Source organism: Verrucomicrobiota bacterium, assembly GCA_016200005.1.
Classification (GTDB): Bacteria; Verrucomicrobiota; Verrucomicrobiia; order Limisphaerales; family PALSA-1396; genus PALSA-1396.
This window is the reverse complement of the sequence record JACQFP010000031.1, coordinates 56,630-72,414: the sequence shown is the minus strand read 5'-3', so window position 1 is coordinate 72,414 and position 15,785 is coordinate 56,630. Positions and strand designations below refer to the sequence as shown.

Annotated in this window: 16 protein-coding genes and 1 pseudogene; 8 read left to right on the top strand and 9 right to left on the bottom strand. The window is 57.3% G+C overall.

All coding sequences use genetic code 11. The features are described from left to right. The first annotated feature begins 14 nt into the window (after nucleotides 1–14). Together HY298_11460 and HY298_11455 are read left to right on the top strand one after the other, a co-directional pair. Entirely contained in the window at nucleotides 15–584 is a 570-nt protein-coding gene (locus HY298_11460) for a Uma2 family endonuclease (protein ID MBI3850874.1), read from the top strand. Nucleotides 585–632: 48 nt separating this feature from the next. After that, nucleotides 633–1,691: a PA0069 family radical SAM protein gene (locus HY298_11455; GenBank protein ID MBI3850873.1), complete on the top strand. Its 1,059-nt coding sequence runs from the start codon at nucleotides 633–635 to the stop codon at nucleotides 1,689–1,691. Nucleotides 1,692–1,792: 101 nt separating this feature from the next. On the opposite strand, the pseudogene HY298_11450 reads toward HY298_11455, so the two are convergent. From HY298_11450 to HY298_11435, 4 genes and pseudogenes are all read right to left on the bottom strand, one after another. Further along, a pseudogene (locus HY298_11450) lies at nucleotides 1,793–3,224 on the bottom strand (DUF1501 domain-containing protein). Nucleotides 3,225–3,349: 125 nt separating this feature from the next. Next, nucleotides 3,350–4,249 (bottom strand): pyruvate ferredoxin oxidoreductase, encoded by a 900-nt coding sequence (locus HY298_11445; protein ID MBI3850872.1) that lies wholly within the window; start codon nucleotides 4,247–4,249, stop codon nucleotides 3,350–3,352. A 74-nt stretch (nucleotides 4,250–4,323) separates the two neighbouring features. Then, nucleotides 4,324–6,072, bottom strand: a complete 1,749-nt coding sequence (locus HY298_11440) for a 2-oxoacid:acceptor oxidoreductase subunit alpha (GenBank protein ID MBI3850871.1) — start codon at nucleotides 6,070–6,072, stop codon at nucleotides 4,324–4,326. A 216-nt stretch (nucleotides 6,073–6,288) separates the two neighbouring features. Continuing rightward, on the bottom strand, nucleotides 6,289–7,101 hold the full coding sequence (locus HY298_11435; GenBank protein ID MBI3850870.1) for an HAD family phosphatase: 813 nt from the start codon (nucleotides 7,099–7,101) through the stop codon (nucleotides 6,289–6,291). 148 nt (nucleotides 7,102–7,249) lie between these two features. On the opposite strand from HY298_11435, the gene HY298_11430 reads away from it, so the two are divergent. Genes HY298_11430 through HY298_11420 form a run of 3 tightly spaced genes read left to right on the top strand, consistent with a single transcriptional unit; the run spans nucleotide 7,250 to nucleotide 8,889 of the window. Then, on the top strand, nucleotides 7,250–7,711 hold the full coding sequence (locus HY298_11430; protein ID MBI3850869.1) for a tetratricopeptide repeat protein: 462 nt from the start codon (nucleotides 7,250–7,252) through the stop codon (nucleotides 7,709–7,711). A gap of 55 nt (nucleotides 7,712–7,766) precedes the next feature. Next, nucleotides 7,767–8,048: a hypothetical protein gene (locus HY298_11425; GenBank protein ID MBI3850868.1), complete on the top strand. Its 282-nt coding sequence runs from the start codon at nucleotides 7,767–7,769 to the stop codon at nucleotides 8,046–8,048. Between the two features lie 22 nt (nucleotides 8,049–8,070). Next, complete coding sequence (locus tag HY298_11420; protein MBI3850867.1) at nucleotides 8,071–8,889, top strand: alpha/beta hydrolase; 819 nt, start codon at nucleotides 8,071–8,073, stop codon at nucleotides 8,887–8,889. A 246-nt stretch (nucleotides 8,890–9,135) separates the two neighbouring features. Here HY298_11420 and HY298_11415 read toward each other — a convergent pair whose 3' ends face one another. Further along, nucleotides 9,136–9,717: an NUDIX hydrolase gene (locus HY298_11415; protein MBI3850866.1), complete on the bottom strand. Its 582-nt coding sequence runs from the start codon at nucleotides 9,715–9,717 to the stop codon at nucleotides 9,136–9,138. Nucleotides 9,718–9,809: 92 nt separating this feature from the next. Continuing rightward, the gene (locus tag HY298_11410) at nucleotides 9,810–10,004 is read right to left on the bottom strand and encodes a hypothetical protein (protein MBI3850865.1); all 195 of its coding nucleotides are present in this window, start codon (nucleotides 10,002–10,004) and stop codon (nucleotides 9,810–9,812) included. A 132-nt stretch (nucleotides 10,005–10,136) separates the two neighbouring features. On the opposite strand from HY298_11410, the gene HY298_11405 reads away from it, so the two are divergent. Continuing rightward, on the top strand, nucleotides 10,137–11,198 hold the full coding sequence (locus tag HY298_11405; protein ID MBI3850864.1) for a tetratricopeptide repeat protein: 1,062 nt from the start codon (nucleotides 10,137–10,139) through the stop codon (nucleotides 11,196–11,198). On the opposite strand, the gene HY298_11400 is transcribed toward HY298_11405, so the two are convergent. The 3 genes from HY298_11400 to HY298_11390 all read right to left on the bottom strand — a co-directional run bounded on the left by HY298_11400 (nucleotide 11,191) and on the right by HY298_11390 (nucleotide 13,965). Next, nucleotides 11,191–12,588, bottom strand: a complete 1,398-nt coding sequence (locus tag HY298_11400; GenBank protein ID MBI3850863.1) for a hypothetical protein — start codon at nucleotides 12,586–12,588, stop codon at nucleotides 11,191–11,193. The two genes, HY298_11405 and HY298_11400, sit on opposite strands and share 8 nt — an antisense overlap. A 205-nt stretch (nucleotides 12,589–12,793) precedes the next feature. Next, nucleotides 12,794–13,294 carry a peptidylprolyl isomerase gene (locus tag HY298_11395; protein ID MBI3850862.1) on the bottom strand — a complete coding sequence of 167 codons (501 nt, stop codon included), beginning with the start codon at nucleotides 13,292–13,294 and terminating at the stop codon, nucleotides 12,794–12,796. 44 nt (nucleotides 13,295–13,338) lie between these two features. Next, complete coding sequence (locus tag HY298_11390) at nucleotides 13,339–13,965, bottom strand: peptidylprolyl isomerase (protein ID MBI3850861.1); 627 nt, start codon at nucleotides 13,963–13,965, stop codon at nucleotides 13,339–13,341. Between the two features lie 151 nt (nucleotides 13,966–14,116). On the opposite strand from HY298_11390, the gene infA reads away from it, so the two are divergent. Both infA and HY298_11380 read left to right on the top strand, forming a co-directional pair. After that, nucleotides 14,117–14,335 carry a translation initiation factor IF-1 gene (infA, locus tag HY298_11385; protein ID MBI3850860.1) on the top strand — a complete coding sequence of 73 codons (219 nt, stop codon included), beginning with the start codon at nucleotides 14,117–14,119 and terminating at the stop codon, nucleotides 14,333–14,335. Nucleotides 14,336–14,447: 112 nt separating this feature from the next. Further along, entirely contained in the window at nucleotides 14,448–15,779 is a 1,332-nt protein-coding gene (locus tag HY298_11380; GenBank protein ID MBI3850859.1) for a DUF1080 domain-containing protein, read from the top strand. Nucleotides 15,780–15,785 lie beyond the last annotated feature (6 nt).

The window sequence follows — 15,785 nt, the reverse complement described above, 5'->3', positions numbered from 1 at the left end:
CTCATGATTGGAGTATGACAACCGCAACCCTGCCACGACCCAAAACGAAACGTCTCTGGACTTACGACGAGATGGTTGCGGATTTGCCGGAAACCAACCTACCCGTCGAGCTTTGGAATGGAGAAATCATCCTGTCGCCTGCACCGCATCCTGATCATCAAAGAATTGTTGCCAGGTTTTACAAGAAACTGGACCGCTTCGTTGAGCAGCGCAAACTCGGCGAGGTTCTGTTCGGTCCGATTGAGGTGGTGCTAACCCAGCATCGGGTCGTGCAACCCGACGTGTTGTTCGTCTCTAAAGCCCGAAAGGATATCATCAAAAGCCATGTGAATGGCGTGCCTGATCTGGCAATGGAAGTCATTTCCGAGGGAAGCTGGCAGCGCGACCGCATCCAGAAGAAAGCGCTCTATGAGCAATTTGGTTTGCCGGAGTATTGGATCGTGGACCCGGACAGCCAGACCATTGAAATCTTCGTTCTCGTGAAAGGCAGCTACCAACTGCACAGCAAAACTTCGGGCGCCGAATCCGCACGGTCAAAATTGCTGGCGGGTTTTGCCGTCGCGTTCAGCGAGTTGCTGCGCTAAATTCGGGTGCGCAGGTAAACCGGTTGACTCGTGAGCATGTCTTTTTCCATGGACGGACAAGTTTCCATTCCCCATCGCGGTGCGGCGGACAATCCGCCAAACCGTTTCGAGCCAATCCATCTCGAACGTGACGCGGACTGGAATCCGGACGAAGACCCGTTGCCTCGCACACAGTTTCTCAAAGACCGCAGCAGCACCATCATCGCCACCAACGACAGTCCCGACATCGGTTTCGAGGCGAGCATCAATCCGTATCGCGGTTGCGAGCACGGCTGCATCTACTGCTACGCGCGGCCGTTCCACGAGTATCTTGGATTTTCATCGGGCCTGGACTTCGAGACGAAGATCATGGTCAAAGAAAACGCGCCGGAGCTTTTGCGCCGCGAACTCGCTTCGCCCAAATGGAATCCCAAAGTCATTGCGATGAGCGGCGTGACGGATTGCTACCAACCGGTGGAAAGAAAACTCAGACTCACCCGGCGCTGCCTCGAAGTGCTGGCGAACTTTCGGAATCCGGTCGCCATCGTCACCAAGAACTTTCTCGTCACGCGCGACCTTGACCTGCTCGCCGACCTGGCGCGACATCAAGCCGTCGCCGTGTTCATTTCCCTCACGACGCTGGACACCGAACTGCGCAAAGTCATGGAGCCGCGCACGTCACCGCCGGCGGCGCGGCTGGCGGCGGTGCGCGCGTTGCGCGATGCCGGTATTCCGACGGGCGTGTTCATTGCGCCGGTCATTCCGGGATTGACCGATCACGAAATCCCAGCGCTCATTGCCACCGCTGTGCAAGCGGGCGCGCAGTTCGCCGGCCATGTGACGCTGCGCCTGCCCCACGCCGTCGCGCCGCTTTTCGAGCAATGGCTGACGCAGCATTTCCCGGAGAAGAAGGACAAGGTGCTGAATCGCATCCGCGCGCTGCGGGGCGGCAAACTTAACGACGCGCAATTCGGCTCGCGCATGACCGGCGAAGGAATTTTTGCCGGGCAAATCGAAAAAATGTTCGATGTGGCCTGCCGCAAAGCGGGCATCGGCGATCAGTCGCCGACGCTTTCAACCGCCGCGTTTCGCCGCCCTGACGGCAACCAGCTTTCGCTGTTCACCTGATTTACGAATGAACAGAAATGAGGATCGAGGAGGTCAGACTCAAGGTTTGCAGAACACCCGTGAGATTAAAGCCCTGAACATGGACCGTGCCGGCGAGCACTTCAAATCAATTCACGAATCGGCGCGCCGTTGTCCACGATGTAACGCGGGCGGCCCTGGTGATCGAGATACGTGGCGTCAAGCGGCACACCCATGTGATAATAAATTGTCGCCGCAATATCCCCAGGCGTGATGGGACGCTCCTTGATCGCGCCGCCGTCGCGTTCCGTTGCGCCAATCACCTGTCCGTGGCGGAAGCCGCCGCCGGCCATCACCATCGACATCACCACCGGCCATCACCATCGACATCACCACCGGCCAGTGATCGCGCCCGTCCGTGCTGCCCTGCGTGCCGATCTTCGGGGTGCGACCAAACTCGCCCATCGCGATCACGAGGGTGTCATCCAGCAAACCGCGCTCTGCCAGATCGCTGATCAACGTGGTGAACAGGTGATCGAACACCGGCAGCAATGGGCGCAGACCGCTCCAGATGCCGCCGTAGGGCGGAATGTTGTCACCGTGCGTGTCCCACGTGCCAGACGCGGAGTGGTTGCTCAAATCAATCGTCACAAAACTCACACCCGCTTCCACCAACCGTCGCGCCAGCAATGCCTGACGACTCCAAGCATGCGTTCCGAAACGTTCAAACGTCCTGGGAAACTCTTTCGACAAGTCAAACGCTTCTTGCGCGCGCTGGCCCGCGACGATGTCGAACGCCGTTTGCCCAAAGCGATCCAACGCTTCCATGGAGCCGCTCAAATCCAGATCGCTTCGCAGCCGGTCCATTTGTTGGGACAGGGTCTGGCGCGTTTGCAACCGCTCCATGGTCAAACCGCGCGGCAGTTGAAAAATCTTGCTGACGTTGTCGCCGACGAACGGGTCGTACGCCTTGCCCAGGTAGCCGCCCCAGGCCAGATGCGATTTATCCTTCACGTTCAAGGCCACGTAGGGTGGCATGGCGGGATGATTCGCACCGCGCAGTTTGGCGACGATCGAGGCGATGGCCGGATATTTATCGCCCTTCGGATTCGTGCGCGGTTCGGCTTCGAGGTTGGCGGTCTGCATTACCATGTTCGGCTCATGATTGCTCTCGCGGCAATCCACCGAGCGGATGAGCGTGAACTTGTCCATCATGGCGGCACATTTCGGCAGATACTCGCTGATGCGCACCCCGGGCAGTTTGGTGGGGATGGCGCTGAAGGGGCCGCGAATTTCGGACGGCATGTCGGGCTTGACGTCCCACGTGTCAATGTGGCTGGGCCCGCCGGCCATCCAGAGGAGAATGACGCTCTTGTTGCCACGAATCGGCTTGCCGCTCTTCACGGCTTCACCGCGAGCCTGAAGCAAGCCGGGCAACGTCAACCCGGCCAGACCGGCCAGGCTCGCTTTCAACATGCTGCGCCGGCTGAAGACGGTCAGCCCTTCGCGCGCGCGAGGATTGAAAAACGAAAAGGCGTGCTCGCGTGAATGCGAATGAGGCTTTTCGTGAAGCATGGCCGGAAACTAAATCCGCCCGGTGCACGGGTCAAAGATTTTCCGTGGAGACACAACCGAGCAAGGCGAGGCGGTAAAAAAAGCCCCGGGTTGCGCCGGAGCTGGGGAATTGTTGGTCAATCCATTTACTTCGACCGGTCAAAATTTTGCTGGAGGATTTGCCAGTCTTTCAGTCCTTTGACCTTCTCGCGCTGGCTGGCGATGATTTTGGCTTCGAGCGCGTTCTTGGTCGGGTGGTTGACGTTGTAGAAAATGCCGAAGTAACCGGGGAACGGTTCGCCGGCCAGTTTGTAGGCCGCCACTTCATCGGTCACGTCGTGATCGGCCGGCACCGTGTTGAACACGCCGCCTTTGCGGGGGTTGGAGGCGTCGAAGGCGCCTTCGTAAAACTCCACGCATTCGCTGAGGCACTCGACAAAGCTGAAGCCGTCGTGATCCATCGCGGCTTCCATCATTTGCAGCACGTGATTGGGATTCGTGTGCGTCGTGCGGGCCACAAACGTGGCGCCGGCGCCGATGGCTTGTTTCATCGGATTGATCGGCTGATCCACGGCACCCCAGGTGTCGGTCTTGCTCTTGAAGCCCGGCGGCGACGTGGGCGAGGTCTGCTTCTTCGTCAGGCCATAGACCCAATTGTCCATCACGACATAGGTGAGGTTGATGTTCTTGCGCGCCGTGTGATTGAAGTGATTGCCGCCGATGGAGAACGCGTCGCCATCACCGCCAAAAACGAACACATGCAGGTCGGGCCGGCTCAACGAAATGCCGCTGGCGAACGGCAGCGCGCGACCATGAATGTAATGCACCCCATGGGCCTGGACGAAATACGGAAAACGGCTGGAGCAGCCAATGCCGGCGATCGTGGTGATTTTCTCGTGAATCAGTTTGCGCTTTTCGATGAGCTTGAAGTAAAGCGCGAGCACGGAGAAGTCGCCGCAACCGGGACACCAGGTCGGATGATCGGCGGCAAGCTCTTTCTTGGTGAGGCCTTTGCGTTCAGCGTCAGGCAGCGGAGCGACGGTGATATTGCCGGTGCGCGCGGGGATTTCGATGACGGGAGAATTCATACTTCGGTGAATGGTTACAATAGTTAAGTCGGTTACAGTTTGCGCAGGCCAGTGGCGACATGGGTGTGGGCGCGTTCGAGAATTTCCTTCACTTTCCAGGTCAAACCGTCGGTCTTGTTGAGGCCGCGAATCTTCGGGTCGCAGTAACGGGCGCGCAACAGCCCGGCGAACTGGCCGTAGCCGTAAAGACCTTCATCATTCAATTCCACAACGAAGACGTGGTTGAAACCGGAGAAAATGTTTTCGACACCGTTGGGCAACGGATTGAGGTGGCGGAAATGGAGCGCAGAAACACTGTCGCCCGCCGCCCGGGCGCGGTCCACGGCTTCTTTGATCGGGCCTTGCGTTGAACCCCAGCCGACGAGGAGCACATTGCCTTCGGGCGGGCCGTACACTTTCGGCACGGGCAGCGTGGCGGCGAGGGCTTGCAATTTCCTGCGTCGTTTGGCGGTCATTTGCATGTGCAGTTTGGGCGAGCCGGTGGGATGACCAAGCTCGTCGTGTTCCAAGCCGGTGATGATGGGATACCTGCCACTCTGAACCCGCGTTCCCGGCACCACATGATGAGTGACGCCATCCGCGACTGACAAATCGTAAGGCTTGTGGTCCGCCACGGGCGTCAGATCCGGCGAAATGTCCTGGCAAATTTTTTCGAGCTTCGGTTCTTCAAAGGCTTCGATGCGTGTGGCGATGGCCTGATCGGTAAGGATGATGACCGGGACGCTGTATTGGCGCGCGAGGTTGACGGCTTCGATGGCAGTGTAAAAACAATCCTCGACGTTGGCCGGCGCGATGACGACGCGTGGAGAGTCGCCGTGGCCGCCGAAGCAGGCGATGTTCAGGTCGGACTGTTCGACGTTCGTCGGCATTCCGGTGGAAGGTCCGCCCCGTTGCACGTCCACGATGATCAACGGTATTTCCGCCATGACCGCCCAACCGAGCGCTTCGGTTTTCAGCGAGATCCCCGGCCCGCTCGAACCCGTCACCGCCACCCGTCCGGCGTAGCTGGCGCCGATGGCCATCGAGATGGAGGCGATTTCATCCTCGCATTGCACAAACGTGCCGCCGTATTTGGGCAACTCGCGTCGCAGCAATTCCATGATGTCCGACCACGGCGTGATGGGATAACCCGCGCCAAAACGGACGCCAGCGGCGAGAATTCCATAACCGAGCGCCTCGTTGCCGTTCATGACGACCTGAAGGCCAGCCCGCTTCTGGCTATCGACGAATTTAAAAGTTTCAATCACGTTGCCGAGCGAGTGGGCGTAGCCGGCCTGGAACGCCGCCAGCGCGTTGTTGAGAATGCTCGTGTCTTTGCCGCCGATATTCTTGCCCTTGTCCTTGGCCGTGCCGCCGATGGCCTCAACGGTCAAACCGGATATGGGCACGCCGACATGGCGGTATTCCTTTTCCCACTCCGGCTTCACTTCGACGTGGTCGGAGTCATACAACACGATGCCGCCTTTCTTGAGCGACTTGATGTGGTCTTCGTAGGAATGTTGATAGAAGGCGAGCAGCACGTCCGCTTCATCGCCGGCGCTCAACACTTCACCGGAGCCGATGCGCACTTGAAAGATTGATGGTCCGCCGGAAATCGTGGAAGGAATTGTCATGAAGGTCATGACCTCCTGCTCGCTGCGGCCGGCCAGCCGGGCGAGAAAACCACCGATCGCCTGGATGCCGTCCTGCGAATTGCCGGCGATGCGGATGACCGCTTCCGAGACCTTCGCCATCTTTGGCGTGCCACCGGAGGATTGAGCCGTTAATGTTGTTGCACTCATGAGTTCGATCAATTAAACGTCCTGATAAACGGCGCGGGATCATTACGTCACATGCAGATTTTCAACGACGCAACTCCGTTGCCGAGTCACACTAGCATTGTCGTCCAAGGTGTCAAACCATAACATCGCCGCGCATTTCCTCAGCAAACAGCAGGTTGTTGCGCTCCGGCTTGATCCGGTTGGCGCCGGACAAAGCCGCTGATTAGGGAACGTAATTTAACTCGGTGAGCGGATTAACTTGGATATCAATGCGCCCGCATCCGCCAGATGCAGTTCCAGTCCTTGCGCCACCCCATGAGCGTGCGGCAGCAAACTGACAAAGCCGTTTTGTCGGCGGACGGACTCCTTCACGGCATCCACGGCGTTTTCCGGAGCGACCAGCCAGCGCGCAAACTCCCGCGACAACATTGGCAGATCATTCAGGTGGTCGCCCGCTGCAAAAACATTCTCCACCCCGATCCGGAGTCGTCGCGCGATCTCCGCCAACGCCTTCCCCTTGTTGTAGGCTGCGTGACTGAACCGCGCATACACATCGTTGCGCACCACGGTGAGGGCGGGCACCCTGCAACAGTAGTCACTCAAGTAATCGTGAATGGCGTCGGCGTCGCCATGGTTGCCGGCAATCAGGCAGAACGGTGAGTACGGATCTTCGTACACGGTGGCCTCATAACGAGAATTCACCCATTCCATCAACGTCGGCAGGTCGGCGCGCACGCGCGTGAACAATGCCTCATGGTCGCGCACGCACGCCTGATTCCACTCCTCCAGACTCACGTACCGCGAACCTTCGCGGCAGTAAATTTCCCGTTCCACCAGGACCAGATAATCCGGGTGAACAGAAACCCGGGCGCGCCCCAACGCTTCCATCAGGCTCGACATGTCGCGTCCGGTATTGATGACCCATTTGGCACCCTGCGCCTGCAACTGGCCGATGAGTGTCTGAATTTTTTCCGGAACCGGCGGGCTTTCAAACTCCGCGAAAAACGTCCCGTCAAAATCGGTCGAGATGAGTTGGATTGGCAAAGTCATCTGCTAAAGTCAAATCGTTGAACCGTGAATTGTTAAGAGATCTCAGCATCAAGGTCGAGGCAACCGTGCAACGATAGAACGCTGAAACCTGTCTCCGGCACTTGCACGGTCCTATGATGGTGAGCTACGGTTGATTGTCAAAAGACTTATGGCTTCCCTCCAGGAACAATACGACGAGGCGATGTTCGCCTTCAGCCAGGACGACTACGATGCCGCCATCGCCACGTTGAAACGCGTGCTGGCGGAAGACCCGGCTCATTTTGATGCGCAGCTCTCGCTCGGCATGGCGTATTATCGCAAGGGCGATTATGCGAGCGCGATTACGGAAGGACATAAAGCGGAAAAGCTCCGGCCCAACGACCAACTCGTGCACACCAACCTCTCGCTCTTTTACATGAAGAGCGGCGACAAAAAAACCGCTGAACACCACGGTTTGCAAGCGCGCATCGCGTCCTGGAAGGAAAACATGTCGCCGCCCGACGCCGCCAGGTCCGGTGATCCCGAACTGCAAATGGCCGCGCCGAAACCGCCGCCGGTCAAACTGCCGACAAAATTTCCCGACATGCCGTGGAAAAAGAAGCCGCCCCTTGGCGGCGGCCCGGCAAAATGAAATGCCCAGTTCATAATTCCAAACGCAGATGGGCACTCCAACCAACTGAAATCTTATGAAATCATCCTACGAACTTGCCATGGAACGTCTGAACAAGACCGCGCCGACCGTCAAAATGACCGCCGCCAAAAAGAAACAACTCGCCGAACTCGACTCGCAATACGCCGCCAAGATTGCCGAGCGGGAGATTTTTCTGAAGGGCGAACTCGCCAAGGCCGCCGAGAAAGGCGACTACGAAGGTTATGCACAGTTGGAGAAACAACTGGTGATCGACCGCAAATCAATCCAGGCCGAACTCGAGGAGAAGAAGGAAAAAGCGCGGCAGAGCGGTGGTTGAAATCCGCCACTAGAAAGTTCTGATGCAGCGACTCGCCGTCAACGAAGCGGAATTAGTCTTCGTCGATCATGGGGAAGGCGCGCCGGTCGTTTTTGTGCACGGGGCATTGGGCGATTATCGCACCTGGAACGCCCAGTTAAAAACGTTTGCCCGCCATCACCGCGCCATTGCCTATTCGCGGCGCTATCACCACCCCGCCCACTGCGCCGATGATGTCACCGACTACACTGCCGATCGCCACGCCAGTGATCTGGCGGCTTTGATTTGCAGGTTGAAACTCCAGCCGGCTCATGTCATCGGCCATTCCTACGGCGGCGCCGTGGCCGCGTGGCTCGCGGCAAGACATCCGGAGTTGGTGCGCACGCTCGTGTTGGCCGAACCGACGCTGTTCTCTTTGCTCACGCCGAAGCCTGAAAACCGCCCCTTGGTGCAGGAACTGATTTCCCTCACCGAGCAGGTGCTGGCGCGCTGGCAGATAGAAGGCGCAGAAGCCGCGTTAAGGCATTTCATCAACGCGGTAATCGCACCGTGGACGTTTGACGAACTTGCGGCGCCGGTACGCGCCGTGATGATGGACAACATCAACACGTTGAAACCGATGTTACTGGGAACAAGTTCCACCACGGCCTTCAAGTCTGAGCACGCGCGAAAAATAAAAGCGCCCACCTTATTGCTCGAAGGCGAATTGAGCACGGCGGTTTTTCGCCAGACCATCCGCGAACTGCAAGCGGATCTGCCGAGTTCAGAACTCATCACGTTGCCGGACGTTTCGCACGGGTTGCATTTGGAAAACCCTCGGCAGTTCAACCAGACGGTGCTCGAATTCCTTTCCCGCCATTGACAACGGAAATCTTTCGTTCACAGCCGGAGGGGGAGCGGCGCATGGCGGATTGTTCCCCTCCTGGGAGGGGCAAAGGGTGGGTGGCCGCAGGTTCATGGAAAGTTTCCACCTCCAACTTTGGACACGCATCGGGACCTTCAATCTCGCCGTCCCAAACTTTGTCGCATATGCGACAAAGTTTGGGAGACGATTCTGGCAAGCTTCATGGCAGAGGACGGGGTGAGGGGCCGTCGTTCTAGCCGCGAATCACGTTTCGCAACTGGAAAATTTCCCGGAAGACTTGATACCGCGTCGCCACAGTTCGAAGTGGTACAGCGCCACCACCACCATCGCATGGCGGATTCTTCCATCCGCAATCAGCCGCGGGATCTCGGCGATGGGCATAAGCCGGTTGATCATGTCTTCGCCGTGATCGAATTCTGTTGGATGCTTCAATTCACAATTCTCCACCAGCACGGTGTAACAGGTGTTGCTCATGATGGCCGGGTTGGGAAAGATTTCCCCGATGAGGCGGGCGTTCTGTCCCTCGTAACCGGTCTCCTCGCGCAACTCGCGCAAGCCGGTGGCCACCGGCGAGTTCTCATGCGCGTCCATCATGCCGCCGGGAATTTCCAACTCCACGGTGTCCGTGCCGTGGCGATATTGTTCGATCATCACAAGCTGCTGGTCGGAGGTTGTGGCGATGACGTTGACCCAATTGACGCAGTCAATGACGTAAAAATCATGCGGCTCGCCAGTGCGTGGAGACCGTTTCTGCTCATCGCGAATGGTGAAGATGCGGAAATCTCCCGCTGGTTTGGAAGCGATCCTGGGCCAGGGTTTGATCATGCGAATTTCAAGTTGTGAGTTTCAGGTTGTGAACTGCGATGAGTAAAAACCCCGCCGAGGCAAAACCACGATTCGAATTTCATCCGGTGATGTCACAGTCCTTTCTCCTTCGCCGCCCAGCCCTGCTTCATTAAAGAAAGCAAGTGGGTCAGCGATTCCTCGTAAGTCCAGCCCTTCTGACTGGCCAGTTGGCGGGCGCGCTTGTCCAGTTGGGCGGCCATCTCCTCCGATTTTTCCGGCGGACAACCCAGTTCAAGCAACACCTTGGTCAGTTCATGGGTATTCATCGTTGCGTTGTTACCCCATGATTGGGGCGATCCCGTCAGGTTCAAATTGTTAATAACTTGTCCAGTTTGTCGCCGCTTTTTACCTTGCAAATTTGCACCTGCTTCTTAACGTGCGGACAGCGTCCCACGCTTATGAAAAAACTTCAATCTCATCGACTTTTCGTGGTCAGCGTCTCCATCAGTCTTGCGCTCTTTTTATCCTCGCTCATGGTGAGGGCGCAAGGAACCAAATCATCCACCTCCGCCACCAGCGAGCCGCCGAGCGACGAGGTTTCCGTGGCGCAACAGGCGTTGCGGGCTTATCTGCTGGCGCAGGAACAGCTCCGGGCGATCCAGCGCGACATCGAGCAATCGCACAAGGACGCCGAAGCCGCTGCCCAACGAAATGCAGAGGCCATCGCCGGCAGCCTCAACCTTATCGCGCAGAACCTCGCCACACAGCGGGAGCGCGAATTGGAGGCGATGCATGACTCCAACCGGACGATGCTCATCGTGGCGGGCAGCTTTGGCGGCATTGGTTTTTTGGCGATGGTGTTCACCGCGTGGTTTCAGATGCGCTCGATGAACCGGCTCACCGAGGTGGCCAGCGCGTTGCGTCTCGGACAGTCTCACGACTACCCATTTGCGGCCCTGGGAACGGGCGATTCACAGCGCGTCGCTCTGGATCCGGTGGAACAATCCAACCGGCAATATCTGGGGGCCATCGAGCGGCTGCAAAAACGCATTTATGAACTGGAACATTCCACCGCTCCGCTTGCGACCGCCAGTGAAAACGGCCATCCGGACGGCGAATCAAAGGAGACTCCGCAACGATCCGATGCGCCTTCTTCAACTGACGCGAAGTCCGCCGGCGTTTCTGAGCAGGCGGCGCAGGTCTCCCTGATGCTCGGCAAGAGCCAGACGCTGCTCAATTTGGGGCAGCACGAAGAAGCGTTGGCGTGCGTCGAGGAGGCGCTCGCGATTGATCCGGCGAACATCGAGGCGTTGCTCAAAAAGGGCACGGTGTTGGAACGCCTGCAACGAATGGAGGAAGCGATTGAGATTTATGACCGCGCGATTGCCGTGGATAACTCCAAGACCACTGCCTACCTGCTGAAAGGTGGCGTGTTCAACCGGTTGAAACGCTATCCCGAAGCGCTGGCGTGTTACGACGAGGCGTTGCGCGCACAACAAAAATCCTCCCTGACTAATTGAGCGACACGCGGTTTTTGGCCCGCTCCTCGTCGTACTCCTTGCGAGCCAGCACAATCTTGGCGCGCACGAGGTCGCGTTTCTCCCCCTCGGTCACGGCCAGTTCTTTTTCCAGTTCCGCGATCCGCTGTTCGTAGGCTTTGAAACGATCCTGCATCTGAGCTTGAATCCTGGTGAGTTGTTCTTCCATTTCCGTCGCTTGGGACGTGGCCGTTTCCTGGGCGGCCAGCAGATGCGTTCGTTGCGAGAATAAACGTTGCACGAGTTTGTCGCGGAGCAGATGGGCCAGGTATAACATCAGTCCCGACTGGGCCGCGGTCTGGGATAGGGCTTCCGGTCCTCCCGTTTGCATCAGAGCCGAAGGGCCGACGGGGACCGGCAGCAGGGAAACACGTGCCCTTCGCTTCAGTCCCCAGAGAACAAAACCTGCCAGCAACAGGAGCGCGACTGCGCCCGACCACCAGACGGCGGTTGTCCATCGCTCTCTTCCGGATGCAGTGGCCAGTTGTTTCTCCAATTGTTTCGCGGCCGACTGGGTTCGGAGTTGGTCCAATGCGGCTTTGATCTTGACGTCGATGAGCTCACCGCGATGGACAATCGTCTGTCCCGGCTCATACTGGTCGGCGGAATAGATGGGTTCGGCCTTTATTGCGCGCGCCTGCCGGGTCAACTCGATGTCCACCTGACAATTCGTCCTGATCAGCGTTTCCAGAAATCTTCCAATTGCCCGTTCGTAAATTGGCAGACCGTCACGAAAATCTTTCCTGGCACGTGCCAGCACAACGATGTTCGTCCGGTGAACGGGCCGGCTCTGTTCTTCCACTTCCGCCAACGTCGGAGTCGGGGCATCCTTGGAGATGGAAAACATCCGCACCATCGGTTGCCCGAGTTTGCCTTCTGGCGGCATTTCGACGGGGCGGATGTAACGCTCCATCGCGCCGCGCAATCTGGCCGCCATCTGGCCGAGGACTTCCTCCCCCGCGTCCCCCTGCGCCCAAAGCCGGGCGAGGACAAGGTTGACGGGAAGCGATGTGTTCTCCGTCTGAAATGCCGTGACCAGTTTGCGGAAACGCGGCGAGTCAACCTGGGAAACGCTCAGTTGCCGCTTCTGAAATTCGGCTTCCACTTTATCGAGAAACTTTTCACGGTTCGCTGCAAAGGCGTTGTGCAGACCATCAATCGCCTCTTCGACCGCGCCGGGATCAAATCGGTAAATGATTCGCACCCGCCGGGCTTCCTCCAGTTTTAATTTCTCCGTTGCCTCCGGATCAATGACGACCAGCTTGAAGGGAGTAATGACATCCACCCGGGCAGTCTCGCCGATCTGGTAATTGGGGACATTGGCGGGCGCGGCACCGCAAGAAAACGGCACAACGCACGCGAGAGACATCATCAACGCCAAGGCCCGGCCCAACTGAATTGACGGAGAAGAAGTGGGAGGTCGAGTTTGAAGCCAGTTGCAAAATGAATCCGTGCCGTTTTGTTTCATCAGGGTCGCGGGCGCATTTTCAGCTTCAACGCAGAGTCAGGCAAGATGAAAAAACAAGGACGTCTGTTTCCGGAATCGTGGAAACGGAGGAGTTGACGATTCAGCGGCATCACTTCACCGAGGCGGCAGGAACGATCTTGACGCTTTCAACGTTCATGCGCTTGACCGGCCGATCGCCGGCCTGCGTGGGCGTCGTGGCGATTTTCTCCAGCACCTCGTCGCCTTTGATCAACTTGCCGAACGCCGTGTATTCGCGATCCAGAAAGCGCGGATCGCCGTGGCAGATGAAAAACTGCGAACCAGCGGAATTCGGGTCGTTGGAGCGCGCCATCGAGAGCACGCCGCGCACGTGTGGCTTTTCGTTGAACTCAGCTTTGATTTGCCAGCTTGGGCCACCCGTGCCCCAACGGCTCTGGTTGGCTTGATCCTTTGTTAGCGGATCACCACCCTGAATCATGAAACCTTTGATGACACGGTGAAAACAGGTGCCGTCGTAAAACCCTTGCTTCGCCAGCTTCATGAAATTTTCGACGTGGCCTGGTGCGACGTCTGGCCAGAATTCAACGGTCATTTCGCCCTCGGATGTTTTGATGATGGCTATTTCGCTCATGATTTGTTTGAGATTTCGAGTTGAGGACTTGGTTGGTGGGAATACTACTTCACGGAATCCGCAGGAACGATCTTGACGCTCTCAACACCAGCGCGATTGATCGGACGGCTGTTTTCACCTCGATTTCCGGGGCCGCATGGCGTGTCGCCCAACTTGGTCAGCACGTCGTCGCCCTTGATCAGCTTGCCAAATGTCGTGTAGCCGCCATCCAGTTGCGGCGTGGGAACCAGGCAAATGTAGAACTGACTGCCTGCGGTGTCCGGATGCCCTGAATGCGCCATCGAAATCACACCCCTAACATGTTTGCGGTCATTCCGGTTATTGGTTTCGCCTTTGATGTTGTATCCGGGGCCTCCCGTGCCCCACTTCGAACTCTGGCTTTCATCCTTGGTGAGTGGATCGCCACCCTGAATCATGAAGCCTTTGATGATGCGATGAAATGCCGTGCCATCGTAAAAACCTTTTTTTGCCAGGGTCTTGAAATTCTCGACCGTTTTAGGCGCCACATCGGGCCAGAATTCGATCACCATTTCGCCAGCCGTGGTTTTGATGACGGCGACTTCGTTGGTGACCGTGGCAGCTTTCTTTTCTTCTTTCTTGGGTTCGTCTGCTTGAGCGAGAACCACACCGAACATCAGACCGAGGACGCAAGTTAACGACAAAGTTTTCATAAGTGCCGAAAACTTTCCATGAAATGGGTGGGAAGTCACGCGCAGAATGCAACATCCAAAAAAACTTTACTTCATTCGAAAAATAAACAAACTGCCGCCCATCAAAATGTGTACCGGGTAGCCCGGATGAAAGTGCGATTTTCTTTTTTGCATGAGCACGGAAGGAAATATTGAAGTGGAAGGCAGGATCATCACCGTCCTGCCGGGCACGATGTTTCGCGTGGCGCTGGATAACAAGCACGAGGTTCTGGCTCATATCTCCGGGAAGATGCGCAAACATTTTGTGCGTCTCACCGTCGGCGACCGCGTGCGCATGGAGATGTCCCCCTACGATCTGACCAAGGCCCGGATTGTGTTCCGTTTGAAATAGCTCTCCCGGCTCGCTCGTCGCCTCCGCATTCCTTCCACTGTGCAAGAGCCGGCTTGACAGTGCCGTGCGAATGCCAAAGTCTCTTTCCCGGAAACCATCGCTCAAAATGAAAATGAACCATCGTCCGGCGAACTCTTCGTTCAATTTGCTCACCTTGAAAACCAGCGCTCTGATTGGGGCGGCCTGCTGCGCATTGACGGCCTGCGTCACGACGCCGCGGGAAGCGGGCTTTGTCAGTCTGTTCGACGGCCAGTCCTTGAAAGGCTGGACGCTCGTTGGAAAACATGGCGAAGGCTACGGGGTCAAGGACGGCGTCATTTACTGCGCCAAGGGCGGCGGCGGTAATTTGTACGCGGAAAAAGAATATTCCGACTTCATCCTCCGCTTTGAATTCAAGCTCGAACCGGGATCGAATAATGGCATCGGCATCCGCGCACCGCTGGAAGGCGACGGCGCTTATGTGGGCATGGAGATCCAGGTGCTGGAGGATTCCGCTCCGCAATACGCCAACCTCAAGCCCTGGCAATTCCACGGCTCGATCTACTGCGTCGTGCCGGCCAAGCGCGGTGCGCTCAAAAAAATCGGCGAATGGAACCAGGAGGAGATTCTGGCGCAAGGTCGCCACATCAAAGTCACCTTGAACGGCAAGGTCATCGTCAATGCGGATCTCAACAACGTCACCGACGCGGAAGTTTTGCGAAAGCATCCGGGGCTGTTGCGCGACCGCGGCCATATCGGATTTCTTGGCCACAACGATTACGTCGAATTTCGCAACATCCGCCTGAAGCAACTGCCCGTGATTCCGCGGAACAACATTCCGCCGGAAGGATTCACCGCGCTATTCAACGGCAAAGATTTATCCGGTTGGAAAGGGCTGCTCGCACCGCCCAATGACAACCCCATCAAGCGGGCCAAACTCTCGCCCGCTGAAAGCGCCGCCGCCCAAGCCACGGCCAACGAACGGATGGTGGAACACTGGAAAGCGCTCAACGGCGTGCTCGAATTCGACGGCAGGGGCGACAGCTTGTGCACCGTCAAAGACTACGGCGACTTTGAAATGTTGGTCGATTGGAAGATCAAGGAGGGCGGCGACAGTGGAATTTATTTACGCGGCAGCCCGCAGGTGCAGATTTGGGATCCGTTTCACGCCAAGAGCGGCAGTGAAGTTGGCTCGGGCGGTTTATACAACAACCAGAAGAATCCTTCGACGCCGCTCAAGCGCGCGGACCATTGGATCGGCGACTGGAATCGTTTCCGCATTCTGATGGTGGGCGAGAAGGTCCATGTTTTCCTCAACGGCGAGTTGGTGGTCAATGACGTGACTCTGGAAAACTACTGGGACCGCACCCGGCCGATTTTCCCAACCGGCCAGATCGAACTGCAAAACCACGGGAACAATCTTTATTTCAAAAACATTTACATCCGCGAATTGCCGCGTCACTGAAACTGA